A 24,687-nucleotide genomic window follows, 5' to 3' on the forward strand; every position below is an offset into this window, starting at 1 on the left:
CTACGCTACTAATAAGGAGATGCAGCGATCGCATCTCATACTACTAAGTCTTCCACCTTTCCCCAACCCCCAATTTCTTAAATAAAATCCCGCCATTCAAAATCGTAACGATGCAGCCTACAGATCCTAATAAATTTACAGATAAAGCCTGGGATGCAATTGTTAAATCTCAGGATATAGTTCGTGGTTATAATCAACAACAATTAGACGTTGAACATTTAATTATTGCCCTTTTAGAAGAACCCACAAGTTTAGCAATTCGCATCTTAGTACGGGCAGAAATCGACCCCATTCGCTTGCAACAGCAACTAGAAGCTTATACCCAACGTCAGCCCAAAGTTGCTAATAATGACCAGCTTTACCTCGGTCGCACTTTAGATGTGCTGCTTGACCACGCCGAGGAAGCAAGAGTGAAAATGAAAGATACCTACATATCTGTAGAACATATTCTTTTAGGCTTTGCGGAAGACGAACGTGTTGGTCGGCGAATTCTCAAAGGTTTTAATGCTGATAGTGGTACTCTAGAGGCCGCAATTAAAGCTGTGCGTGGTAGCCAAAAAGTGACAGATCAAAATCCAGAATCTCGCTATGAAGCACTGCAAAAATTTGGTAGAGACTTGACAGAACAAGCCAAAGCGGGAAAACTCGACCCAGTTATTGGCCGGGATGATGAAATTCGGCGCGTGATTCAAGTATTATCCCGCCGGAGTAAAAATAATCCGGTTTTGATTGGTGAACCAGGAGTAGGAAAAACTGCGATCGCCGAAGCTTTGGCACAGCGTATCATTAACGGTGATGTCCCGGAATCTCTCAAAAATCGCCAATTAATCTCTTTAGATATTGGGAGTTTAATTGCTGGGGCGAAATATCGGGGTGAATTTGAAGACCGACTCAAAGCCGTCCTGAAGGAAGTTATCGATTCCAACGGACAAATTGTCTTGTTTATTGATGAACTGCATACGGTTGTGGGTACAGGTTCCAATCAACAAGGGGCGATGGATGCGGGAAATTTACTCAAACCGATGTTGGCGAGGGGTGAACTGCGGTGTATTGGCGCAACCACTTTAGATGAGTACCGCAAATATATTGAGAAAGACGCAGCCTTAGAACGCCGTTTTCAACAAGTATTTGTCGATCAGCCGAACGTAGAAAATACTATCTCGATTTTGCGGGGTTTGAAAGAACGCTACGAAGTTCATCACAACGTCAAAATTTCTGATTCAGCATTAGTAGCGGCGGCTACTTTATCAGCACGATACATTTCTGACCGCTTTTTACCCGATAAAGCCATTGACTTGGTAGATGAAGCCGCCGCCCAGTTGAAAATGGAGATTACCTCCAAACCTTCAGAATTGGAAACCATCGACCGCCGCTTAATGCAGCTAGAAATGGAAAAGCTGTCACTAGCGGGTGAAGAAAAAGTTCCTACCCAAACACGGGAACGTTTGCAGCGCATTGAAGAAGAAATTGACACCTTAAAGGTAAAACAGCAAGAATTTAACGAACAATGGCAAGGTGAAAAGCAGTTATTAGAAGCGATTAGTGTTTTAAAGAAAGAAGAAGAAGCCTTGCGGGTGCAAATTGATCAGGCAGAACGGGCGTATGATTTAAATAAAGCTGCCCAATTGAAGTATGGCAAATTAGAAGGCGTACAGCGCGATCGCGAAGCTAAAGAAGCAAAACTTCTAGAACTGCAAAGCCAAGGTTCAACTTTGTTGCGCGAACAAGTCACCGAAGCCGACATCGCCGAAATCGTCGCCAAGTGGACGGGAATTCCAGTTAACCGTTTATTGGAATCAGAACGGCAAAAATTACTGCAACTCGAAAGCCATTTACATCAACGCGTCATTGGACAACACGAAGCCGTCGAAGCCGTAGCCGCCGCCATTCGTCGCGCCCGTGCAGGAATGAAAGACCCCAGCCGTCCCATTGGTTCATTTTTGTTTATGGGGCCGACTGGAGTAGGTAAAACTGAACTAGCCCGCGCATTAGCACAGTTTCTCTTTGATTCTGATGATGCTTTGGTACGCCTAGATATGTCCGAGTATATGGAAAAACACTCGGTTTCCCGGTTAGTTGGTGCGCCTCCGGGATATGTTGGTTACGAAGAAGGCGGTCAACTTTCCGAGGCGGTGCGCCGTCATCCTTACTCAGTGGTGCTGTTGGATGAAGTCGAAAAAGCTCATCCCGATGTGTTTAATATTTTGTTGCAAGTACTGGATGATGGGAGAATTACTGATTCTCAAGGTAGAACAGTAGATTTTCGCAATACTGTAATTGTCATGACCAGTAATATTGGCAGTGAACACATTTTAGATGTGTCTGGTGATGATTCTAAATATGACATGATGCGGAACCGAGTAACAGATGCACTGCGATCGCACTTCCGCCCCGAATTTCTCAACCGTGTCGATGATATTATCCTGTTCCATACCCTCAGCCGTTCCGAAATGCGTCACATCATCCGCATTCAACTCAAGCGTGTTGAGAACTTGCTAAAAGAGCAGAAAATCTCCTTTGAAATCACCCAAGCAGCTTGTGATTACTTAGTAGAAATGGGTTATGATCCAATTTATGGCGCACGTCCCTTAAAACGAGCAATTCAGCGAGAAGTCGAAAATCCCATCGCCACTAAATTATTAGAAAATACATTTATTGCTGGCGATACCATCCTGATTGATAAAGATGAAGATAATTTGACTTTTAACAAAAAAGTTACTGTGAAAGTCTCAGTTCCACAGGTAATCACATAAGCATTTAATCTGCATTAATACAGTTGGAAAAACCTCTCTTACGCCAGTCGCTTCTCTCCGAGACGCTACGCGTAGCTTGTTTCCCCGTAGGGGTACAAGTCGGGAAACCTTCTGATAGTGCTGGGTTCCCTGTATTGTAGCCAGTGGCGTAGAGGCGGCAAAAGCTGAATATTTTTGTTTTAAAAAAACATTGTCAATATCAGCCCAAAATTAGGTAAAATATAATGCCATTGCGCCAGCAGTTCTCATGACCTCATCTGCCTCGTTTGATACATTAGAGTCTCTGCAATCGGATATCGCTGACTTAATCGATCGCTTACCGACGTTAAAACATCGACAATTTATCCAACAGGCACTTGCCACTGTCATCCGTTTGGCTGATAGTGACATTGATCGTCTTGATTGGAAGATACTATCCTCTGCTTTAGCGGATATGGAGCTAGGATTTGAGTTATTTTACAACTACCGACATGTACGTAAAGTAACTATCTTTGGTTCTGCCCGTTTATCACCAGAAACACCAGAGTACCAAATGGCGCTGGAATTTGGTCGCGCTGTAACTCAGTTGGGTTTTATGGTGATGACAGGTGGCGGTGGCGGGATTATGCAAGCTGGTCATGAAGGCGCAGGGCGAGAAAATTCCTTTGGGTTAAATATTCAGTTACCCTTTGAACAGCAAGCGAACCCGATTATTGAAGGTGATCCAAAGCTGATTCACTTTAAGTATTTCTTCACCCGCAAACTGTTTCTCCTCAAAGAAAGTGATGCAGTTGCGTTGTTTCCTGGTGGTTTTGGGACTCAAGATGAAGCTTTTGAGTGCATGACTTTAAGTCAGACTGGCAAATTTGGCCCTGTACCTTTAGTTTTGATTGACCATCCAGGTGGAGATTATTGGCGGTCTTGGAGTGATTATATTGATCGACAACTGGTGCAGAAAGGTCTTGTGAGTCCAGAAGACCCTAGCCTTTACATGGTGACAGATAACCTAGAAGTAGCTTGCAATGCGATCACCGATTTTTATAAGGTTTATCACTCCAGCCGCTACGTGAGTAATCAGTTGGTGATTCGCCTAAATTGCGATTTATCAAATGCAGAGGTAGAACAACTGAATGCTGATTTTAGTGACATTCTCGTAAAAGGCAAAATTGAAAAAAGTCAAGCTTTGCCTCAAGAAGCTCAAGATGAAACTTTAGAATTACCTCGGTTAATTTTGCACTTCAATCAACGAGATTTGGGGCGATTATATCAGATGATTGCCACTATTAACCAAATGGGCAGACCTTCCCAACAGGAGATAGCCCATCCAGAAAGAAAGTAGTATCAAGACTTATTGATTAACATTGTGCGTCACTTGTTAATCTTCAGAAAGTTTTGCAAAGCTTGTCTACAAATCAGCTATTTGTGAGGAGAAGGAGTTTACCAATGACACTACGCGATCGCGTTCAAGAACTACTTGATTTTCAAAAAACAAATCCAACTACAGCGCAAATATACGAAGAGTTTTATGATGAAAATGTTGTTGTTCAAGAGAATTTACAACCACCACGAGTTGGACGCGCACTAAGTATTGAACGGCAAAAACAAATGAATGCCAATGTCAAAGAAGTACATGATTTCAAAATTGGTGCTGTACTGGTAGATGGCGATCGCTCAGTTATTCAAATGCGAATTGAAGTAACTACCGTTGATGGTTATCGCATTCTCATTGAAGAATTAGGTTTACAAACGTGGAAGGATGGAAAAATAATTCACGAACAGTATTTTTATGATCCTGTTAATATTCAAGGCAAGACTAAAGAAATTAACGAAATACATTAAATTTCTAGTAGAGACACGAAATTTCGCGTCTCTACATCTGTTGGAATAGCGAAAAATAATTTAGAACTGCTCACTAACAATGAATATTATTAATCACTAAAGCTTATTCAATGCTTGTTGAACAATTTTCCGAACAATTGAATTTTCATCTTCTAAGCATTGATTAAGTGGTTCCACTGCTCGTAAATTTCCTAAATTGCCTAGATTTAATGCTGCTGCACCACGAACCCTAAAGTCTTCATCTTTGAGCATTTCAATTAGGGCTTTCACAACTCGCTCATCATTCATTTTTGCCAGAGCGTAAACAGCTGTTATTCGCACATCTGCATTCACATCCTGCAAAATACTGATCATAGGTTCAATAGCTCTTGTATCTACGCGTTCTCCCAGGTAATAAATAGCACTTTTACGTAGCCAGTTATTTTCATTTGCTAATGTCAAAATTAATAAATCGATCATCAGCGGATTTGTAATCTTCGCGATCGCGGAAAGAGTGTTTGTTTGGATGCGACTTTCAGAAGCTTGCAGCAACTGGGTTAATATTTCCAGCAAATCGGGATGTTGACGGGTAAGAAGAGTTTCGATAACTTGGTGAGTTGCTTGCTCGGAACGTAGCCAATCTCTGTTAATGGCTTGTAATAAACCTTCCCGATCTCTGAGAAATTCCACCAAAATATCTGTAGTTCTAGAATCATCAATGAGCCGTAAAGCATGAACCACAGCTAATTGGACGTGAGGGAAACTAAAAGCATCTCTGAGAAAACTACCATTGCTGCGAAAAACAGCAATCAGAGGTTCGATAGCTCTCACATCGCCAAACTTGCCTAATGCTGAGGCGATCGCACCACAAGCGGTAGACTGATTCTCATGACTCAATGCTTCAATTAACGGTTCAATCGCTTTGGTATCGCCAAATTCTGCTAACGCCCATGCTGCTTTAGTTCGCACAAAAAAATCTGAGTCTTGCAAACACTGAATTAGCGGTTCAACTGCTCGACTATCTCCCAACTTTACCAATGATTCAATTGCATTCGTTCTGACTTTACCAGAGGGATGGCTTAAAGCCTGTAGAAGTGGCTCAACTGCTCGAATATCGCCTAATTCACCTAACTTTTTTGCCGCCAGAGCATGACCAGCGTTGTCATAGAGTATATTTTGTAAACCAATTACTAACGGTTCCGCACCAACTTGATTAACTAAACCCAAATTCGCTAAATTATCTAATGTATTAGCTGCCATTGCTTGCAACATCCCAGCATCAGGACTCAATGGCGCAGCTTGCAAAGCCTGGATTAATTCTTCCAGTGCATTCGGGTTAGACAAATCAACTTCACTAGCAACTGTTGGCGGCTCAGGATTGTATGATTCATTCGTAGTCGATGTTTCTCTGCCCCGATAGTTATACTTACGATGAATTTCTGCAACTTTTTGTTTGTCTTCTTTTATGTATCCTTCATCATCAAAATAATAAGCACCAGTTTCGTAACACTCTGCTGTAGCCAGCATTAAATCTGTCAAACTATCCCAGCGAATTTCTTTAATACAACCCTCTGGATCGATGAACCAAATAGGTGCAGAATCTTCTCCTGTAACAACAGCGTACCTATAATCACCATTAAAATCTAATATCGTTAGCCAGTGCGGATTCCAATCAAAGCCCCAACTTAAAAAGTCTGCATACCATTTCAACGCCTCTTGCAAAGAGAAAAAGTTGTCAAATTTAGGAACTATATAGCCATATTGGCAACCATTATGCCACCCGTAAAACTCGTATAATTCTTCTGGTAATCGATAAGGAAAATTTTCAACAATTGCGTCTATTTCTTGGCGAGTTAGTCCAGGCGCTAAACTCAAAGCAAATTCGGGTTGATTTTTGACTAACCAAGTCTCAATTCTATCCAGCGCATCTGTTAAAAGTGACATAAAAATTCCGGTGAGTGTATCTATATAATTCCCCAACTAAAACTGCGAAAAACTATATCAGAAAAGCAAAATTTTTTATAACTAATTTGGAAATATTTGAGCTTAAATGATTAAGGCATTGCTATAAATATTAGTGTTTGCCATCTAGACTCAGATTAAAATAATCAATTACAGAAGTTTGTGTTTATTAAAACCACCATCCTGTACTCTTCTCTGTGCCTCTGCGTGAAACCAAAAAGATGTAGTTTATTCATATAAAGGTAGTAGGAATTGTCAAGTCAAATAAGTCACAAATGTAAATTTATTCTACCTACTACCAGATTAGGAATAGACCAGTTATGATTACCCAATGCTGATGAGCATAAAAAAGCCTGTATATTAGCACAGTAAATCACAAATCACATCGTAGAAAATGGGGAGTAAGAAATGCTGGAATTATTGAGTTCAGGTTTGGTTTCTCTGTGGCTGGAAATGGCCGGAGTCGAAATCAAGCCTTCTGATGCTTTAGAAGCATTGGCTGGGCAAGTAAATCCTGGCTTGGTTCTGGCTTCTGATCCCAATCCCACTGGGGTGAATACAGTCCAACAATACCTACAAGGATTAATTAAATCTAAGTTAGTCGCCCAAAATTTAGCCGAAAGCCAAGGAATTTGGTTACAGTCGGGGCCAATACTCATGGCTAATCACGAAGGTACAACACCTTTACCAGCAGCTTCTTTAACTAAAATTGCTACTTCTTTGGTATCTTTGAAAACTTGGGGGCCAGACCACCAATTTGAAACTTTGATTGGGACTACTGGGCCTGTAGTTAATGGTGTATTGCAAGGTGATTTGGTCATTGCTGGTGGTGGCGACCCGATGTTTGTGTGGGAAGAAGCGATCGCCCTTGGTAATACACTCAATAAAATGGGTATTAAGCAAATCAAGGGAAATTTACTCATTACAGGCAATTTTGCCATGAATTTCCAGCGCCATCCCCTACTGGCTGGTCAAATGGTCAAGCAAGCCCTAAATCATAAAGTTTGGACTCGTCCAGCGAATTACATTTACTCCATCATGCCCAAAGGCACACCCAAACCAGAAGTTGTGATTACAGGTGCTGTTAAAGCTGTCCCTCAACCACCGCAACAAACTTTGCTAGTGCGGCACAAATCTTTACCCTTGCGCCAATTGCTAAAAGAAATGAACGTTTATAGCAATAACGAAATGGCCGAAATGCTGGCAGAATCTGTTGGGGGAGCAAGTGTAGTACAATCAACGGCTGCCTATATGGCGAGAGTTCCTGAGTCAGAAATTCAATTAATCAATGGTTCGGGACTCGGACAAGAAAACAGGATTTCCCCTAGGGCTGTTTGTGCAATGTTAATGGCAATTCAACAGCAAGCCTCTGCTCATGACCTGAATTTAGCAGATTTGTTTCCCATGTCTGGGTTTGATCATCGAGGAACACTACACAGCAGACACATGCCAGTCGGGACTGTGATGAAAACTGGCACTCTTCGTGATGTGAGTGCTTTAGCTGGTGTTGTGCCGACACGCGATCGCGGTTTGGTTTGGTTTGCTATTCTCAACCGTGGCCCCTTTGTATCTAATTACCGTCTAGAACAAGATAAGTTGTTGCAAAATCTGGTCAAACAATTAGAAGTTGTTCCCGCAGTTCCCACAGCGATTACTCCCCACTCACCAGCGAACTCTTTACCCGAACTAGGCGCGACGAGTCGCAACGAAATTTTGTTTAGAGGTTAGGTTCTAGAATAACGTAGAGCATATTTTTTGTTATCTTCAGCCGATCAAAAATTTGCTCTACGGATAAATCTAAGTTAATTTTTTGGAGTATGGGTGCGATCGCAAATGAAGCTTGCAGAGTCATTAATTCTCATTACCAGCCCATATCAACAGTTTTCTGCCAAAAACATATTTACCATACCAATCTTTTTCGTTCTTTACTACCTTTTTCAGAGTTTGGAATTTTTCTTGTTGACTTTCATCATTTTTTGTCTCTTCTTGCAATTGTAAAGCTCTCTCAAGAACTTGCTTGATTGATTCTTCCATCGGATCATGTTTACCACTTGTGTAATCTTGGTTTTCTTCTAGCTTTTCCCAATCATGGCCACCCTTCATCTTTGGCAAAGCAGTAACTTGTTGGATGAGTCCATCTACATTTTTATTTCCCTCTTTCCTATGAATTATGTCAACACTTTCACTAACTCTGACAAGATCACCTGTCTCAGAATTACCGCCAATTCTGATCTGCTGTAGTCCGCTGGCAAAATTAATAGTCACTGGTTTACTTTCAAGATGTTTAACAACATCTTTGGGAGTATCTTTTAACTGACCTTTCGACCCAACTCCGGCAGAAGCTATGTAAGCATTTATGTTCCCAACGATATTACCAATCTGAGTCGTCATATCGTTTATCATGCCATCGATCACACCCTTAATATCATTATTTGCATCTATGTGTGTCAGAGCATATATCGTTTCACCATCCGCGTTACTAGCAGACATAGCCAATCCAGTGCAAGTTGCGGCTCCTGTTGTCACCAACCCATTGATTTCATTGAAGCTTTTTGTGACATGATAATAGCTTTGAGGCACAATGATATCATTAGCCATTACGTTTTTATCATTGTTACTCAACTTATTTTCCGCCTTGGCTGCTATTTCACAGTCTGCTTTAAACTGCTCTAGCGTTACTTGCTCTTTATAGTCCTCATAGTCTTTATATCCTTGAATTATTACCGTCCTCTCAATAGCTTGTTGGACGAAACGCCACATTCTTTTATATTGCTTTGCAACCTCACCTTCCTCATCATCCGTAATTCTTTGAATTTGTTTTTCGGCTCTGCTAACAGATAATATTTCTGCATCTGCTGATTTTTGGACTTTTCCTGAACCAGTTTGCTGCACTACATGAGTCAATTCATGGGCAATTAATTCCTGTCCGCCTCTACTTCCAGGATCATAAGTTCCTTGGCGAAAGAAAATATCTCGACCTGTTGTAAACGCTTTCGCCTGAATTGATTGATTCATTTGGTCAGACTGAGCATCTGTATGAATTTTGACACCACTAAAATCAGCACCGAAAGCTTGTTCCATTGGCTGTTTGATAGTCTCTGCTAGTGACTGTCCGCCGCCTTTTGATCTTTGAATAGAAGCTTCTAAATCTGGTGTTGCACTAGTTTCGTCTGCATTTGATAGCCGTTGTATGAGAGATTTTTTTCTCAGTTCTTCTTCTGGTTGTAACTGTGGCTGTACTGGTGGAGTTTCTGGTGAATTTATTCGTTCCACCACATCCGCGGCTAGTCTGTCAGCTTCTTGCTCATATTTATCCCCTGGTTCACCAATACTAAGTTTCATCTGGATTCTTGGTGCTGGTGGCGGTTGATAGCCAGGGGGAAAAAGTGGGATATTGGCGAAGTTGTTCCCAGATGTTTCAGTGCTGGTTGATTTAGCTTGTAAATCTGCTGGTGATTGTTCTGATTCTTCAGTTTGCGGCTGGATGACAAAGCGACGGGGTGCAAATTGATTTGCTGGTACATCAGAGTGATTTGCAGGAGTTTTCCCTGTTCTGTGTTGTCGCTTATACATTTTTCTCCTCAAGATATTTTTGTGCCAGCAAAAAACCTGCCGTAGTTTTGCGACAGAGGTATTGTAAAATTTTGGCACTATCTTACTGAAGATTAATGGCGATCGCCACAATCAATACTATTGTTTACATAGATTGCATCTTCAGCCAACTAAAAACCTGCTCTACTGACAGAGTTATGTCAATTTCTGGTAAATTTAATAAGCGATCGCTACCTTGTAATAATTCTGGTTGTTGATTAGGATGAAAAACTATAATTGCGCGATCACTACTATTGATACTATTGTTTCCCAAAAAAGCGATCGCTTTTATTCTCGCATCCTACACCGATGATTGGTTATGAGCTTGCAGTTTTTCGACACCATCCCTCTAGCATCTGTTCCTTTTTGAATGTCTGCACTGAGCGAAATACTGCACCTCCACCCTTTCCTTGTTCTGCTTCCGTTTTCAAATGTCCGCAGATCAATTGTGAGTCATTCTTATCACTTTCAAAGTGAAAATGAGCATACCATGCGTCAAAATAAATACTTTTATTAGGATTTTTAAATCCCGTAAATTCGATTCGATACGAATCTAAGAAGTTATTCTTGTCTAGTTTTTTCCTTGTCTGTGTTTGGATAACTCGGTTTACTTGACCATCTAAACTCAAAGTTTTTAAAGTATCAATGCCTGGTGTCTTTTGTTTTAGCTTGTCCCATCTCTCCTGATTTTCCTTGTCAATTTTATTTTGCCGCTTTTTGTCCAGATCATTTTGCAATTCTTTAGCACCACTCTTAACTAAAATGGCATCCATTTCCTGTGCTGAATAAAATGTTTTAGCTTCCTGAAATTCCTCAAGCTTTTTGAAAGCTTTGATCATCCGCTTCATCATTTCTAAAGTTTCGCAATATGGCTCTAAATGCTGGGTTTTTACCGTTTCTAATTCATCTTTACTTGTTTGCCAATTGGTCTTTAATAGTGTATCAATTGTATCTTGATCAAAAAGTTTGATCTTCATCGTTTGAACTACCATTCTCTGAGCCGAAAAGGAAGAAAACGATTCTTGACCCAATACACCTATACCGTTCTGCTGCACTACATGGGTTAATTCATGGGCTAGTAACTCTTGTCCACCCTGGCTCCCTGGGTCGTATTCACCCTGGCGAAAGAAAACATCTCGCCCTGTTGTAAAGGCTCTCGCTTGAAGGGATTGATTCAATTGGTCAGACTGGGAATCAGAATGAATCCGCACACCACTAAAATCAGCGCCAAATGCCTGTTCCATTGGTTGTCGGATGCTTTCTGTTAGTGGCTGTCCGCTACTTCTGGCTTGTTGTATCGACTCTTCTAAATCAGGTGTTGCAGTCATTCCCCCTGCACTAGACAAACGTTGCACTATGGGTTTCATTTGCAGTTTGTCTTCATCTTCAGGCATTTCTTGGCGTTGAATATTACCTGAGATTGATTTCATTTGCAGTTCGTCTTCATCGCCTGTTGATTCCTGACGCTGAACTTTATTCACTCTCAGGTGCATTAATTCGCTGCACTACATCTGCTGCTAATCTGTCCGCTTCTTGTTCGTATTTGTCACCAGCCTGGCCGATGGTGAGCTTCATTTGAATGCGTGGTGGCTGGGGTTGAGTGACATTGCTAGGAAATACGGATATATTTCGCAAGTTGTTGCCAGATTGCTTTTTCTTATCTGATTGAGTCTGTAAATCAGGCGTTTGGTTGTTGGTTATTTCTTCGGCTTGCGGCTGGGCGACAAAACGGCGTGGTGCGAATTGATTGGAGGTTAAGATTTCAGCAGAATTTGTAGAAGTCTTTTTTGTTTTGTACTGTCTTGTATACATTTACTCAACACTCCAATCTTTTAAAATAGTGGTTTGTTGTCCAGACTTAGCTAGTATCAATTTTGGCATTAACTTGAGGATATTAGTTTAGCGATCGCCACTACTATTCACGGTGTCAAACCCAGCCTTTCACTTCAGCATCTGTCAATTGTCGTTCTAATTTGGTGTACTCACTTTTAGCTGCTTGTAAAAGATGTTTCATCTCTACCGCGTCTCCGCTATCGGCTGCTAAAAAGGCGGCGTTGAGAGCGATGTTGCGAATATTACCGCCCGATACATTTAACTTGGCTAATTTACTCGCATCTAAATCTTGAGTAGGTGTTTGACGTGGAAAGACACGTTGCCAAATCTCGGTGCGCTGGGTGATATCGGGGAAGGGAAACTGGACGACAAACCTAATCCGACGCAGAAATGCTTGATCTAAGGAAGCTTTTAAGTTGGTGGTGAGAATTGCTAAACCCCGGTAAGATTCCATCCGTTGGAGTAAGTAGCCTACTTCAATATTGGCATGGCGATCGTGGCTGTCTTTTACTTCGCTACGTTTACCAAATAAAGCATCGGCTTCATCAAATAATAAAATTGCCCCGCCGGCTTCGGCTGCATCAAATACCCGCCGCAAGTTTTTCTCGGTTTCACCAATGTATTTACTCACCACTTGGCTTAAATCTATGCGGTATAAATCTAGACGCAATTCATGGGCAATTACTTCTGCGGCCATTGTCTTACCAGTACCACTAGCACCTGCAAATAAGGCACTAATACCTAAACCACGCCCACCTTTGTTGCCAAATCCCCATTTTTCATAAACTTTCGTCCGTTGGCGCACATGGGCAGTAATATCACGTAATACTTGGCGTTGTGCTTCTGGTAATACTAAATCATCCCAAGTTGCACTAGTTTCCATTGGTTGGGCTAATTCATCCAGACGAGATCGCGCTTGAAAACGGCAAGTATCCCATAAAAGAGTGCTGAGTTCTTCTACTTCTTTGGCCTTTTGACTTTTGACTTTTAACTTGCCTTTGGCTTCTGCACAAACTGTTTGAATAGTAGAGGCGTTGAGGCTGAAGTGGGAAACTAGTTTATCTACATGGCCATTGAGACTAGTGGCTGCTTCGCCTAAAGTATTTTGCCAGATGATCTGTTGTTCTGTGATGTTGGGTTTATGAACGTCGATCGCAATTAGGGAACGTTGGAGCGATCGCTTTCTTTCCAAGCTAGTAATAATTAAGGGACTAGTAATACTCGTTATCAAACGCGCGATCGCATTTTCTTTGGCTGGCTCTGTATAATCTACTTCATCACAATCTAATAGCAAGACGCTATTGTTGAGCATTGATTCTCTTTCCCACAGGCGTAGCAAGTCGTTCATTTCGTTCTGACGCAAATTAGTAATTGCCCCAGCCGACATTTGATGTAAATTGAGATTTAGCAACTTGCAAGCTGTGGATGCGATCGCTTTTTTGCTGGCGATTTCATCTCCACATAACTGGATAATTGGTAATGCTGTTTGTGTTTCGATCCAAGTTGTGGCTAATTGTTCGACTAACTGCTGATGAGATGGGACAATTTCGCTATCAGGGATTACCACAGGTTGCACAATACTTTGTAATCTTTCATCTACGTGATTCAAGCCCAGCAAATAATGCAAAATCCGTTCATCAACTCGCAAATGACTCAGATTCAGGACAGAACCTTCACTAATTTGGATTAACTGCCACTTTCGCAACGGTGCAGTTGGTATCAAAGCATTGCAGTGAGGTTGCGGTAAGCTGGCTTTGGCTAACATAAAGGTTGGGTAGGGTTTTCCTAAACTACCTTGAGCATTGGCACATAAAATACCCCAGTTAGCATCTAATTCCATACCAACGCAGAGTAACAAAATGTGACTCTCAAATTCTGATAAACCAAAAATTTGACAGAGAGTGTGAAGGGCTGGCGGGGAAAGGTTGGGAAAATGAGGATTGCGGTTTTCTTTAGGTTCTTCAGCTAGTAAAGCCTGGCGAACTATATTTAGTGCATTGATTAAGTAATCATAGTTGGCTGATTGCCATTCATAGTTCTGAGTTAATAATTTATTTTCCATAGAAAGTTTGATTAGTTGAAAGTTGTATTTTTTAACACATGAAAATACAGGTTTTTTCAGAGGATACTTCAGAAATTAAGCGATCGCTATTACAGGCCCGATATAACTTTCATAAGTGGGACTATGAGGATCTGTATCAACTGAAAGTAAACTTTCTGCACCATCAACAACTAGGCGGACTAAATAGTTTCCAGGTAAACAATCAGTAATCGCAAAGGTAATAGAATTGCTATTGTTGCGGCGATGCTTAGTTTGTTCGTAGGAATATCCGGTAAATTGGGTGAGGGAAAGTTCTGTTAAAACTAAAGTGACTTGTTGTGTTTTCTCAATTGTGAAGTTAACTATAACGTTGACATCCGCCGATCGCAGGTCGTTACCTCTGCCATGTAAATTAGATACAGTAACTTCTTGAATTGTTGGGCGCAGTAATATCGGTACAACATTAGAGTTCACACGCTGTTGGGGATGAATTACCTGTAAACTCTGGACACCAGCCCGTAATGATTCTGTAGGTATGCGAGAAAGATCCAAAGTAATTTGCTTTTCGGTAACAGTTTGAGGAATTATAGTAACCTTACCAAGACGGATTTGAGTAATCTCTGCGTTTAAGTTGTTACCTTGAATTAATAAAGTACTGCTGGCGAGAATTAATGGGGTTGCTGTGCTTTGGGTTTTCCAGAGTTTGGCTAGTTCTTCAGCTACCTTAATGTGAGCGATCGCCGGTTGATATGGTGTAATATGACGCTGAATATTGCGGACAGGTAAGGGTTTTTTCGGGATGTCACCGCTATCAATTAAGATGACACTGGCTTTATAACCTAATGACAATGAGTATGGTGTTTGAAAAAATACCGTCCATATTTTGGAAATTTCTTCGATATTCATATCAACGGGAGAAATTGTAATCGCTTCCACTTGTTCGGCTAAATTAGAATCGGCTAAAAATGTAAAAGTTGAATCGGCTACTGTTTCCCGAATCATCTCTTGGGTGATAATCGATTTGCTATTGAGTGTGCTGACAATGCTACCCATGAGGCGCTGCGGTTCCAATTCCACATCGTTACCGTAACAGGTGATCAAGTAGTACAAATCTAAACCTGTTTGCGATCGCTTAATATATTTATCTTCGGAATGGCGTTGTCTTAAATCAGCACTGCGCCAAGCACTATTAAGCAAAACATCGTAAAGATAAATGTTTACTCCTGCTTCTGGTGTAGCATTATTCAGGCGATCGGGTCTCACAGTTGTCACCCGCGCACCATCCACGTCTACTTGAACGTTGACTTGCAATGTTCTTTGCAAAGTTGCGGTGATTGTAGCGATGGCTAAATAGTTACTCATTTTTATAGTGCTGAGTGCTGAGTGCTGAGGAGCCAGTGTGTTGGGCGGCTCTGCCGACTTGAAGCAACTGGCGTTGCTGAGTGAATTGTTATAATGTTATGTGATAAAAAGAGTTCGGCAGAATTATTAAAGTGTTTCCGAGTTAAAAGAAGTGATTTTAATTGAATAATATTACACAACTTGTCTCTCAACATTTTTCTGATAAACTCCCTTTTATTACTTAATCAAATACTCAGCACTTTCAACTCAGCACTAAATTATGGAGAAACTAAACCAAGTTTTAAAGCTTTGACAATTGCTTGAGTACGACTGGTGACACTTAATTTGTCAAAAATAGCTGTTAAGTGGGCTTTAACTGTGGCGACTGTAATATATAAATTGCCAGCAATTTGTTCGTTAGAGGCACCTTGAACTAACCAATTTAATACTTCTTGTTCTCTTTCAGTCAGATGAATAGAACTATGATTAGAGTTTAATGAGTGTCCTGTGTAGTAGTGAAATAATCTAAAAAATGCCGTTGCTACATCCGGCGGTAAATAAACTTGATGATTAATCACAGTCGTAATCGCTTCACACAATTGAGTTGCTAATTGGTCTTTAAATACATAACCACAAGCACCTGCTTGCATAGCACGAAATATCCATTCATCTTGCTGATGAGCCGATAGAATTAATACTTTACCGTTATAAGATAATTCCCCTAAACGTTGCAGCGCCATAATGCCATCTTCTGGGGGTAATTCTAAATCTAGTAATATTAAAGCGGGATGTTGTTCAGCAGTTAATTTCACCGCTTGTTCAACAGATGCTGCTTCACCAACAACATTTAAACCTAGACCACTACTATTAGTATAAAAATTTAATAAGGTGCGTATACCTTTACGAAAATGTGGTTCATCATCGACCAGTAGAACAGAGATGACCTCTTTTTTAGTATTCATGGTAGTTTACCTGGTGTATACAAGAGAATTCAGGAGTCTGAACTTTGGCAGTTTGAATCAACAGACTATCTGAAACTATGAAAAGCTTGCAGTATAAGTCTTATTTCTTTTTACTTTTGCCTTTTTACTTTTGCCTTTTATAGGGTAATGTAAAGGAAAATTGTGCGCCACCTTCTGGGAGATTTTCTGCCCATAAGTTACCTTGATGTGCCAGGATAATTTTTTGGGCGATCGCTAATCCTAAACCTGTACCACCTAAACGGCGAGAATAATAAGGCTTAAATATTTGCTTCAATTCCTCTGGCGCAATTCCCGAACCGCGATCGCCAATCTCAATTAGCACTTCATTACTGTAGGCGTACCAATTGCAAGTTATTGTCCCGCCACGATGACTAAAATGAATTGCATTGGATAATAAATTATCAAATACCTGTTTCATCTGCCAGTTATCGACTGTCACATACACAGGTTTCTCAGGATAGTTAATCTTTAATTCTTTTTCTTTTAACAAATGTTGTAAAGTTTTAATACATTCACCAATAATTGTTTGCAAATTGTGTTGTTTAAAGTTTAAATTTGCCTGTTGACCACGGTAAAGTAAATCCGTTAATTTAGCGCTGAGTTCATCGACAGTTTGCCGAATTAAGCTGGCTTGTTCTTGTAAATCACCTTGAGGTAATGCCAAGCGGAGATTTTCTGCATAGAGATTAATCAATGCTAAAGGATTTCGCAATTGATGTTCTGCTTGTCCGAGAGCTTGAGATAAAGCCGCAATTTCTTGTTGTTGGCGCGATCGCTCTCTATACATAGCCAAATAATTGCTCAATATTTGAGCATTACTCAGCAGTAAATTTTGCTGTTCATCTGACAGTGATTTGCTAGTACAGATTAATAAATACTCGGCTATTTTCACACTCTGTTTGCTAATTCGACAAACATAGCTATGATAAAAATCCGATGCTGCTAATTCCGTAATTTTGAGAACGGGAAAATCTTCTCGCCACCAAGTTTCTGCTCGCAAAGATGCAAAATCTAAGTTGGAATTTACAGAAACAAAGTTGTTTGTTTGCCAACTTTGTTCTGATAAGTATTCAGCCACTAAATGACGGTTTCCCTTTGCCAAATCGTGATAAACAATCCAGATAGCCACAATCGGTAATAAGGCAGTTAATTGTTGAATAATTAGCTGACAAATTTGGTTAAAATCTGACTCTGGCAGCTTACTCTCCGAATTATTTACCAACAAAGGTAGCGGAAATTGAGAGGTTAATTTTTGTGTAGCCACCCTCATCCTGTTTTACACTCCGAAACACTCTAATAGCTAAGAAGCATTATGGATGCTACTCAATTTCAGATATTTTTTGCTTGGAGAAATTATGATTCTTACTGTATAAATACGGACGAATTTAGCTTACTCCACCCCTTGGGAATTTGGGGATTTTAAAACAATAATTTTACAATATCGACCAAAGTCTAATAACCGCCAGCCAGCTAGATCCCTAAGCTAGAAAGAGTTAGCCCAATAGTGGCAAATCGACTAACAAAAAAGCCTGATTCAAAGGTTTATTTTGTGCTGTCAGCCCTCTGCCTTCCGTAAGTTAGGTAGCAAAGTAGTCACTTTCTGCTGCCTGCATCAGGAACTCTGGTAAGGACGCTTCAACCTCCATAGATTCATGCTGGCGGTAAAAATACACCCGCCAGACTGATTAAGGGAGCATTTCCGTCACCCTGCTGTTGTGTCTTATGATCCCAGCTGCTACCCAGACTTTAGCAAAAATTTTAGCTGGCGGGATTTCCCTGCTCAGTACAGAGCAAATTGATTTCAGCCACCCTGGTGTGGAACAGAATATCAACCCCAGGCTGAATTTATACTGTTACAACATTCAAGAAAGTGTTGAAAAACAACAGTCCAATTGTCAGCAACCAGTAGACAAAAGGAAGTTAGTCTTATTCACACCGAGGTGGTTTGATGTCTCATTTTTGGTGAGTGCTTGGGATTTTACCAGTTTGGGTGAACAGCGTCTCTTGTCTGAGGCTTTAATACTACTTTTGCATCATCACTCATTACGAGAGGAAGTACTAGCTCCAGCACTACGCGGTCATGGCGAATTAGCAATGACCGTTTCTGCTATTCATCCTTTGGACGCTGCGGCTTTGTGGAATGCCCTAGGAGTACCATTACGTCCAGCTTTGTATGTGACATTAACAATTCCCCTGAACCTAGAAAGTTACTCTGTCACTGAATCAAGTTCAGTAGATTGTTCAAAACCAACACAAAAAGTCTGAAGTGTGAAGGCTGAAGTCTGAAATTTCATACTTTATACCTCAGCACTTTAAAAATAGGAAAATCAAGTTTTATGCCAAGATTAGATTATTTTGCACCTGGTGTCTACGTTGAAGAAGTAGACCGAGGTAGTCGCCCAATAGAAGGGGTGAGTACAAATATCGCTGGTTTTATCGGGTTTACAGAAGATGTCCGTGGTGATGCGGAATTATTTAAACCGATGCTAGTGACATCGTGGAACGAGTATCTAGAATATTATGCTAAACAAGGTTCGGACGGCTTCACCGATTTTGATGCCTATTTACCCTTTGCGGTGAATGGTTGGTTTCTCAACGGTGGTGGACGTTGTTGGGTAGCTAGTATCGGCACAAAACTTCCTGGTTCTCAGCCACCACCAGCAGAAGAAACAGCTTTAAAACTGCGTACTACTGGCAACCGCCCATCTTTAAGCTTTGCTTTGAAGCCTGCTGAAGATGACGATAATAGCGGTGCAGAAGGCAGAATTAATGTTTCTGTCACCGAAAGTCAACCGCGTCCACCAGAAAGTCCAGAAGCTGAACCACCTGCAAATACTGGTGAATTTTTCAAAGTTATTATTAGCCGCAATGGGGAAATTCTGGAAGAATACGACAATCTTTCCATGAACCCTCAAGTTGAAGCGCCGCTAGGTGCTTATGCGGTGACAGCTTTGCAAGAGTCGCAGTTTGTGACTGTTGCTGACTTAGAAACACCAGGACAACCGCTGTCGCGTCGTCCTGCAAATGGTACTTACGAAGTTAGTCCACCGCCATTAGTTTCGACTCCTGACCGTTTCCCCAGAGATGTGCAAGGTGTCCGGGACGATCGCACCGGGATGCAAGGTATCTTTGAAATTGACGAAGTTACCATGATTGCTTTCCCTGACTTGATGCGGGCTTATCAAAACGGCATCTTGGATTTGGATCAGGTTCACGGCATCATGGAAGCAATGGTCAGTATGTGTGAAAATACTGCTCCTAACCGGATGGTAGTATTAGACCCACCGCCGTGTAAAGGTGGTGGTGCGCCTGTACCTCCTACCCAGGTGAAGCCCCAGCATATTGCTCAGTGGTTGAGTGCATTTAATCGGCGATCGCAATTTGCCGCCCTCTACTATCCTTGGATTAAAGTCCCCAACCCCCGTAACGGTGGTAGACCGATTTTGATTCCTCCCGCTGGTCACATGTTGGGTGTTTGGTGTCGGACTGATGAAACCAGAGGGGTTTATAAAGCACCTGCTAACGATACACCCAGAGGTGTAATTGGTTTAGCCTACGAAACCAACCTGCGTGAGCAAGAACTACTCAACCCCTTGGGTATCAACTGTATTCGTACCTTCCCCAACCGTGGTATCCGCATTTGGGGCGCTCGCACTTTGGTAGAACCAGATAACTTACAGTGGCGTTATATCAGCGTCCGTCGCTTGATGAGTTATATCGAGAAGTCCGTAGAACTCGGTACTCAGTGGGTAGTATTTGAACCCAACGACCAAGATTTATGGGCGCGTGTTACCCGCACCGTCAGCAATTTCTTAGAAAGACTGTGGCGCGAAGGTGCTTTGTTTGGTGCTTCGGCTGCGGAGGCTTTTTACGTCAAATGTGACGCGAGTATCAACACCCACGAAACCATGATGTTGGGTCGGTTGTATATCGAAGTTGGTGTTTGTCCTGTACGTCCGGCGGAATTTGTCATCTTCCGCTTTAGTCAATGGTCGCCTAACCAATAAACAATTTTGGATTTTGGATTTTAGATTTTGGATTTAAAGTTTCCGAAATAACTAATATCCATAAATTTAAATTAAATTCAACATACTTACAGGGTACTAATACCGCACGGCGGAAATAAACATACCATAAGGAATTGCTAAAATGCTTGTGGGATAACTATTCTTTCTTTTGCCTTTTGCCTTTTTACTTTTGCCTTGTTGTACTAGCTATACCTTGTAAGTATATAAATTTACCAAAATTAAGGAGCTAAAAATATGCCTGAATTAAAACCAATAGCCGCCAGTAATTTTTACTTTGAAATTGATAGCATGACTGATATGGCTTTTAGCAAAATCGGTGGTGTTAAATTTGAAGCCAAAGTTCAAGGTCAAGATAAACCTTTAATGTCTACTAAAGGTGGAAATACTGTCAGACAAATTAACTCTGCTGGGTTTGAAGGACTATTCAATATTGAAGTCACAACTTTAATGAGTGGTGATAGTGATAGCACCAGCAAAAAAATGTATGATTGGTTCAAAAAATGTATGCCGAAAACTGAAAAAGGTGAAGGCAAATGGGCAGAAGGTAAAAAAACTGGCTCTATAGTTGCCTACGATACTGATGGCAATGAGGTTATGCGTTGGGACTTAAAAGAAGCTTGGCCTTCTCAATATAAAATTGGAGATTTTGATGTTTCTGGTAACGGCTATGTTGAAGAAACTTACACCCTAACTTGTGAAAATATAAATCGTAAAAAATAGATTTGCCTATTTTTTCTAGTTAATTAATCATTCCGCAGTTATTTGGAGGTTTGTTTATGGCAGAGTTTGTTTCTAACGCCAAATTTTACTTTGAAGCCGATGGGCTGACTGATATTCTGATACAGAAAATCAGCGGTATGCAAATGAAAATGGTCGTAGCTGGTGGAGATGCACCGATTGGTGTCACCAAAGATGGTAAAACTCAAACCAATGCTACTATCGGTAGCGTAGAATGCTCAGAAATTACTGTTGAATGTGTAGCAACGGCAGATTCTAAACAACTGCTGGATTGGTACAATAAATGTCATGCAGAAGCTCTTTCTGGTGGTAAAGCTGAAGGTCGTTCAAGCCGTAAATTAGCAAAACTTGCTATCTATGATGGAGATGGTAACGAAAAAGTTCAGTACGAATTTACAGATATTTTTCCTACTAGCTATGGAACAGGAGATTTCACAGCAGGGAGTGGTGATTTGCTAACAGAAACAGTCACCATTGGCTTTACTTATTTTGAACGGAAGAAGTAAGTAGAAGTATGAAGTATGAAGTATGAAGTATGTAGACACCCTTTGGGTGGCTTCCCGAAGGGTAATTTTATCTTTTATTTTTTAGACTTCATACTTTTCTCTTATCTGAATTTTTATGTAGTAAATATCATGACAGATTTTCCTGAAATTCTGACGAATAGCCGTTTTTATCTCGAACTAAAGCTAACTGGTAGTCAAGAACCAGTAGATGGCTATTTTATGGAATGTCAAGGTTTTAAGGTTAATCAGCAAGTAATAGAAGTTGCCGAAGTTACGCCGCAAACCTGGGGTAAGAAAGGCAATACTAGTGGAAGAGTTATCCGCACAAAAATTCCGGGAAATATATCTTATTCCAATATAGTTTTACGTCGTGGTTTAACTATTTCTATGACCATGTGGAATTGGTTAGCTGCTGTGCAAGAAAGTAAATGGGGTGACGAAAAACGTGATGGTTCTTTAGTAATTTATAATCAAGCTGCTGAAGAAAAATTTAGATTAGCATTTAAAAATGCTTGGCCTGCTAGTTATAAAATTAATGATGTGAATGCAGCTGGTAGCGAACACGAAATTGAAGAAATAGAAGTAGTTGTAGAAGAATTAAAACGAGTAAAAGTAGCATAGAATGTTGCAAACTGATTTTGAATTTACTTTACCGAAAGGGTATCTAGATGCAGACGGTAATTTACACCGTAAAGGAGTTATGCGTTTATCCAGAGCGATAGATGAAATTGTTCCTTTACGTGACCCCCGCGTAAAATCAAATCCAGCTTATGCGACGGTGATAATTTTATCTCGCGTGATTACTCATTTAGGTGCATTAGATGAGGTAACACCTGCGGTTGTGGAAAATTTTTTTGCTTGTGATTTAAGCTATTTACAAAATTTTTATCGCCAAATTAATGAATTAGAAGAACTAGGGAGTGGAGAGTAGGAGTATAGAGGAAAATAACAAATGATTAATATACAAACAGAATTTAACTTTACCCTACCTAGAGGTTTATTAGATGTAGACGGAAATTTGCATCGCCAAGGTGTGATGCGTCTAGCGACAGCTAAAGATGAAATAATTGTGCAGAAAAATCGGGCTGCTCAGGAAAATACAGCTTATGCTGCGATCGCAATGCTATCACAAGTAATCATTTGTTTGGGTGATTTAACAATAATAACTCCTGATTTACTAGAAAATCTTTTTTCACGGGATTTGGCATATTTGCGAGAGTTTTATAATCGAATTAATCAGCAAGGTGATGCTGAAATTCCAGTACAATGTCCCCAATGTCAGACTAATTTTCACGTAGAGTTAGCTTTATCGGGGGAATCATAGGCTACCCCTCAGATTTACTCCATGAGGAGGTAGCCTGTATTGCGTTTAATTTCCATTGGAGTTTAGCAGAAATTTTAAGTTTAGAGCATTCTGACCGTCAGCATTGGGTTGAAGAAATTAGCAAAATTGTGCAGCCAGAATAATTGATAAATGCCTTATCACATTAGCAAATCTTTAGGTACACACTATAGGAAGATGCCCCAATATTGAACTCAGCCTAAATTTATTCTGGTGTGTCAAATAACTGCTTTCTACAGAGGTTTAGCTGAGTGCTAAACCTTTTTTATAATTTATGGTTTTGTAAAAAACTAACGGCTCTAGTAAACTCGCGATCGCAAGATATATTTTATCATCGATAGCTAAATCTAATACACTAGATTGTCATCTAAAGTTTTTCTATCTCTCGCTAGATAGGCGAAATAAATTATTTTCAAAGTTAATATTCGGTCTCATAATGCCTGAAAAACGTGTATCTACCCTGGAAGTAAAACCAGGGTTTTTCTCATTAATATAAACAATTAAATATAAGAATCAGATTTGATTTCTGAAAAATTCTAGTGTGTGTAGTGGCGTTAGGCGTAAGCCGCAAAACACCAAAGGTTTTGTGGTAGAGGTATTACGCTGTCGCTAACACATCCTACTTGTTGGACATATTATTTGTTATGCAAAATATTTTTATACAATAGTTGAGTGTAATATCCCACTAGAGGTAGGGTGAATTAATAATATCCCGATTGAAAATCTAATTTGTACATTTACTGAAGAGAAATACATATCATGCTTTATATTTTTTGTACACAACTGTAAGGAAGATGATCTACATTTAGTGAGGAGATAAATTATCTAGATATGGTAAACACCTGGTATTTATAGGCTTGGCTATTGTCCAAGCCTTTTTCATATTTTTTATACAATAAAATTATGTGAAAATCTTAATCAGTAAACTATAATTAGCTCCTTTGTACATAGCTTTGATATCTAAAACTAATAATCTAACTTGCTCCTAATACTGTTTTTTAAGCTGTGCTCAACTCTCTCTATTCTTACTTTTCTGGTGTTTACATCAATTGTATAGTATTTGGCTATAACCTAAAGATAGATGAAGTATCTGAGTAGAAAGTAATAAATTAATTTAGTACGTTGTTAAGCACAGCAATTTTTAAGGTTTGGCTAATAGCTAAACCTTTTTTGTATCTAAAAAAGTAGATAAATTTTATAGCGATTTCCGGTCAAATGAGGTACATAACTAATGTTTTTGAATGCAGAGGGGCGCAGAGAGAAGTTGCCAGGAGGGTTTCCCTCCAAACAAACTTCGGTGGTGTTGCCTAATTTTATTAGTAATGTATTTAGTACTTCAGCATATTAGGAAATGCTATAGCTTAATAATTTTCGATACATAGCACAATCTAACCTAATACAGATTAGGCTGCAAAGTAGATAAGGAAGGATAGTAAAAAGAATAAAAAATTGATCAATGATTTAGGACTGCTACATATTTGTATTTATAAATTATTTCAGAATTGAAAATATTACTTGTGTTTCCAGTCATATCAGTTATTAAATCATTTGTATACATCCTTGAGAGAGATGAGCTAAAGGATGAATTCGGATAAATTAAGCTTGGTGTAGTAAATGCTTGGTATATATAAAGGCTTGGATAAACCAAGCCTTTTTTTGTAAACTTTTTGGGCATTCCATTATTACTAATTCTTATCGTATTTGTTGGTCAATCTAATGCAAGTATATTTCAAAAACTCTGCAAAATAGTGTTGGGTGTACTTTAAAATGAT

The 24,687-nt window shown here is 40.1% G+C and carries 22 protein-coding genes; 12 read left to right on the forward strand and 10 right to left on the reverse strand.

Annotation, left to right across the window (positions count from 1 at the left end; translation table 11 throughout):
- Positions 1 to 110: 110 nt before the first annotated feature.
- From clpB to NOS7107_RS08805, 3 genes are all read left to right on the forward strand, one after another.
- Positions 111 to 2,753 (forward strand): ATP-dependent chaperone ClpB, encoded by a 2,643-nt coding sequence (gene clpB / locus NOS7107_RS08795; RefSeq protein WP_015112623.1) that lies wholly within the window; start codon positions 111 to 113, stop codon positions 2,751 to 2,753.
- 247 nt (positions 2,754 to 3,000) lie between these two features.
- Positions 3,001 to 4,071: an LOG family protein gene (locus tag NOS7107_RS08800; RefSeq protein ID WP_015112624.1), complete on the forward strand. Its 1,071-nt coding sequence runs from the start codon at positions 3,001 to 3,003 to the stop codon at positions 4,069 to 4,071.
- A gap of 104 nt (positions 4,072 to 4,175) precedes the next feature.
- Positions 4,176 to 4,571, forward strand: a complete 396-nt coding sequence (locus tag NOS7107_RS08805) for a nuclear transport factor 2 family protein (RefSeq protein WP_015112625.1) — start codon at positions 4,176 to 4,178, stop codon at positions 4,569 to 4,571.
- A 96-nt stretch (positions 4,572 to 4,667) separates the two neighbouring features.
- Here the strand turns inward: NOS7107_RS08805 and NOS7107_RS08810 are convergent, their stop codons facing one another.
- On the reverse strand, positions 4,668 to 6,494 hold the full coding sequence (locus NOS7107_RS08810; protein WP_015112626.1) for a HEAT repeat domain-containing protein: 1,827 nt from the start codon (positions 6,492 to 6,494) through the stop codon (positions 4,668 to 4,670).
- Between the two features lie 426 nt (positions 6,495 to 6,920).
- On the opposite strand from NOS7107_RS08810, the gene NOS7107_RS08815 reads away from it, so the two are divergent.
- A complete protein-coding gene (locus tag NOS7107_RS08815; RefSeq protein ID WP_015112627.1) occupies positions 6,921 to 8,240 on the forward strand; it encodes a D-alanyl-D-alanine carboxypeptidase in 1,320 nt (439 codons plus the stop codon).
- Here the strand turns inward: NOS7107_RS08815 and NOS7107_RS29670 are convergent.
- The 9 genes from NOS7107_RS29670 to NOS7107_RS08850 all read right to left on the reverse strand — a co-directional run bounded on the left by NOS7107_RS29670 (position 8,230) and on the right by NOS7107_RS08850 (position 17,571).
- A complete protein-coding gene (locus NOS7107_RS29670; protein ID WP_015112628.1) occupies positions 8,230 to 8,364 on the reverse strand; it encodes a hypothetical protein in 135 nt (44 codons plus the stop codon). The genes NOS7107_RS08815 and NOS7107_RS29670 overlap by 11 nt on opposite strands.
- Positions 8,364 to 10,085 (reverse strand): DUF4157 domain-containing protein, encoded by a 1,722-nt coding sequence (locus tag NOS7107_RS27330; protein WP_015112629.1) that lies wholly within the window; start codon positions 10,083 to 10,085, stop codon positions 8,364 to 8,366. Before NOS7107_RS27330 ends, NOS7107_RS29670 begins: the two co-directional genes overlap by 1 nt.
- A gap of 124 nt (positions 10,086 to 10,209) precedes the next feature.
- Complete coding sequence (locus NOS7107_RS28505) at positions 10,210 to 10,377, reverse strand: hypothetical protein (RefSeq protein ID WP_157373998.1); 168 nt, start codon at positions 10,375 to 10,377, stop codon at positions 10,210 to 10,212.
- Positions 10,378 to 10,420: 43 nt separating this feature from the next.
- Positions 10,421 to 11,584, reverse strand: a complete 1,164-nt coding sequence (locus tag NOS7107_RS08825; RefSeq protein WP_044499855.1) for a DUF4157 domain-containing protein — start codon at positions 11,582 to 11,584, stop codon at positions 10,421 to 10,423.
- Entirely contained in the window at positions 11,577 to 11,915 is a 339-nt protein-coding gene (locus NOS7107_RS08830) for a hypothetical protein (RefSeq protein WP_015112631.1), read from the reverse strand. The genes NOS7107_RS08825 and NOS7107_RS08830 overlap by 8 nt, the downstream gene beginning before the upstream one ends.
- 115 nt (positions 11,916 to 12,030) lie before the next feature.
- Positions 12,031 to 13,998 carry an ATP-binding protein gene (locus NOS7107_RS08835; protein WP_015112632.1) on the reverse strand — a complete coding sequence of 656 codons (1,968 nt, stop codon included), beginning with the start codon at positions 13,996 to 13,998 and terminating at the stop codon, positions 12,031 to 12,033.
- Positions 13,999 to 14,073: 75 nt separating this feature from the next.
- Positions 14,074 to 15,339 carry a DUF4255 domain-containing protein gene (locus NOS7107_RS08840; RefSeq protein WP_015112633.1) on the reverse strand — a complete coding sequence of 422 codons (1,266 nt, stop codon included), beginning with the start codon at positions 15,337 to 15,339 and terminating at the stop codon, positions 14,074 to 14,076.
- A 257-nt stretch (positions 15,340 to 15,596) separates the two neighbouring features.
- Entirely contained in the window at positions 15,597 to 16,280 is a 684-nt protein-coding gene (locus tag NOS7107_RS08845) for a response regulator transcription factor (protein ID WP_015112634.1), read from the reverse strand.
- 124 nt (positions 16,281 to 16,404) lie between these two features.
- A complete protein-coding gene (locus NOS7107_RS08850) occupies positions 16,405 to 17,571 on the reverse strand; it encodes a sensor histidine kinase KdpD (RefSeq protein ID WP_015112635.1) in 1,167 nt (388 codons plus the stop codon).
- 452 nt (positions 17,572 to 18,023) lie between these two features.
- Here NOS7107_RS08850 and NOS7107_RS08855 point away from each other — a divergent pair, with 452 nt between their 5' ends.
- From NOS7107_RS08855 to NOS7107_RS29840, 8 genes are all read left to right on the forward strand, one after another.
- Positions 18,024 to 18,566: a Pvc16 family protein gene (locus tag NOS7107_RS08855; protein ID WP_015112636.1), complete on the forward strand. Its 543-nt coding sequence runs from the start codon at positions 18,024 to 18,026 to the stop codon at positions 18,564 to 18,566.
- A 71-nt stretch (positions 18,567 to 18,637) separates the two neighbouring features.
- Positions 18,638 to 20,308, forward strand: a complete 1,671-nt coding sequence (locus NOS7107_RS08860; protein WP_015112637.1) for a phage tail sheath C-terminal domain-containing protein — start codon at positions 18,638 to 18,640, stop codon at positions 20,306 to 20,308.
- A 255-nt stretch (positions 20,309 to 20,563) separates the two neighbouring features.
- Positions 20,564 to 21,049 carry a phage tail protein gene (locus NOS7107_RS08865; protein WP_015112638.1) on the forward strand — a complete coding sequence of 162 codons (486 nt, stop codon included), beginning with the start codon at positions 20,564 to 20,566 and terminating at the stop codon, positions 21,047 to 21,049.
- Between the two features lie 56 nt (positions 21,050 to 21,105).
- Positions 21,106 to 21,573: a phage tail protein gene (locus tag NOS7107_RS08870; protein ID WP_015112639.1), complete on the forward strand. Its 468-nt coding sequence runs from the start codon at positions 21,106 to 21,108 to the stop codon at positions 21,571 to 21,573.
- A 129-nt stretch (positions 21,574 to 21,702) separates the two neighbouring features.
- Positions 21,703 to 22,194 carry a phage tail protein gene (locus NOS7107_RS08875; RefSeq protein ID WP_044499856.1) on the forward strand — a complete coding sequence of 164 codons (492 nt, stop codon included), beginning with the start codon at positions 21,703 to 21,705 and terminating at the stop codon, positions 22,192 to 22,194.
- Position 22,195: 1 nt separating this feature from the next.
- The gene (locus tag NOS7107_RS08880; protein ID WP_015112641.1) at positions 22,196 to 22,504 is read left to right on the forward strand and encodes a hypothetical protein; all 309 of its coding nucleotides are present in this window, start codon (positions 22,196 to 22,198) and stop codon (positions 22,502 to 22,504) included.
- 21 nt (positions 22,505 to 22,525) lie between these two features.
- Positions 22,526 to 22,897 (forward strand): phage tail assembly protein, encoded by a 372-nt coding sequence (locus NOS7107_RS08885; RefSeq protein WP_015112642.1) that lies wholly within the window; start codon positions 22,526 to 22,528, stop codon positions 22,895 to 22,897.
- Positions 22,894 to 23,040 carry a DUF6760 family protein gene (locus NOS7107_RS29840; protein ID WP_367580466.1) on the forward strand — a complete coding sequence of 49 codons (147 nt, stop codon included), beginning with the start codon at positions 22,894 to 22,896 and terminating at the stop codon, positions 23,038 to 23,040. Before NOS7107_RS08885 ends, NOS7107_RS29840 begins: the two co-directional genes overlap by 4 nt.
- Positions 23,041 to 24,687 lie beyond the last annotated feature (1,647 nt).

Source organism: Nostoc sp. PCC 7107, assembly GCF_000316625.1.
GTDB lineage: Bacteria > Cyanobacteriota > Cyanobacteriia > Cyanobacteriales > Nostocaceae > Nostoc_B.

What these genes read in the sequence shown, in the direction of transcription:
- NOS7107_RS08880 (WP_015112641.1), top strand. Translation starts at nt 22,196, where the DNA reads ATGTTGCAAACTGATTTTGAATTTACTTTACCGAAAGGGTATCTAGAT.
- NOS7107_RS08810 (WP_015112626.1), bottom strand. Translation starts at nt 6,494, where the DNA reads ATGTCACTTTTAACAGATGCGCTGGATAGAATTGAGACTTGGTTAGTC.
- NOS7107_RS08885 (WP_015112642.1), top strand. Translation starts at nt 22,526, where the DNA reads ATGATTAATATACAAACAGAATTTAACTTTACCCTACCTAGAGGTTTA.
- NOS7107_RS08835 (WP_015112632.1), bottom strand. Translation starts at nt 13,998, where the DNA reads ATGGAAAATAAATTATTAACTCAGAACTATGAATGGCAATCAGCCAAC.
- NOS7107_RS08865 (WP_015112638.1), top strand. Translation starts at nt 20,564, where the DNA reads ATGCCTGAATTAAAACCAATAGCCGCCAGTAATTTTTACTTTGAAATT.
- NOS7107_RS08850 (WP_015112635.1), bottom strand. Translation starts at nt 17,571, where the DNA reads ATGAGGGTGGCTACACAAAAATTAACCTCTCAATTTCCGCTACCTTTG.
- NOS7107_RS08870 (WP_015112639.1), top strand. Translation starts at nt 21,106, where the DNA reads ATGGCAGAGTTTGTTTCTAACGCCAAATTTTACTTTGAAGCCGATGGG.
- NOS7107_RS08830 (WP_015112631.1), bottom strand. Translation starts at nt 11,915, where the DNA reads ATGTATACAAGACAGTACAAAACAAAAAAGACTTCTACAAATTCTGCT.
- NOS7107_RS08805 (WP_015112625.1), top strand. Translation starts at nt 4,176, where the DNA reads ATGACACTACGCGATCGCGTTCAAGAACTACTTGATTTTCAAAAAACA.
- NOS7107_RS08875 (WP_044499856.1), top strand. Translation starts at nt 21,703, where the DNA reads ATGACAGATTTTCCTGAAATTCTGACGAATAGCCGTTTTTATCTCGAA.
- NOS7107_RS08840 (WP_015112633.1), bottom strand. Translation starts at nt 15,339, where the DNA reads ATGAGTAACTATTTAGCCATCGCTACAATCACCGCAACTTTGCAAAGA.
- NOS7107_RS08860 (WP_015112637.1), top strand. Translation starts at nt 18,638, where the DNA reads ATGCCAAGATTAGATTATTTTGCACCTGGTGTCTACGTTGAAGAAGTA.
- NOS7107_RS08855 (WP_015112636.1), top strand. Translation starts at nt 18,024, where the DNA reads ATGATCCCAGCTGCTACCCAGACTTTAGCAAAAATTTTAGCTGGCGGG.
- NOS7107_RS08845 (WP_015112634.1), bottom strand. Translation starts at nt 16,280, where the DNA reads ATGAATACTAAAAAAGAGGTCATCTCTGTTCTACTGGTCGATGATGAA.
- NOS7107_RS08800 (WP_015112624.1), top strand. Translation starts at nt 3,001, where the DNA reads ATGACCTCATCTGCCTCGTTTGATACATTAGAGTCTCTGCAATCGGAT.
- clpB (WP_015112623.1), top strand. Translation starts at nt 111, where the DNA reads ATGCAGCCTACAGATCCTAATAAATTTACAGATAAAGCCTGGGATGCA.
- NOS7107_RS29670 (WP_015112628.1), bottom strand. Translation starts at nt 8,364, where the DNA reads ATGACTCTGCAAGCTTCATTTGCGATCGCACCCATACTCCAAAAAATT.
- NOS7107_RS08815 (WP_015112627.1), top strand. Translation starts at nt 6,921, where the DNA reads ATGCTGGAATTATTGAGTTCAGGTTTGGTTTCTCTGTGGCTGGAAATG.
- NOS7107_RS27330 (WP_015112629.1), bottom strand. Translation starts at nt 10,085, where the DNA reads ATGTATAAGCGACAACACAGAACAGGGAAAACTCCTGCAAATCACTCT.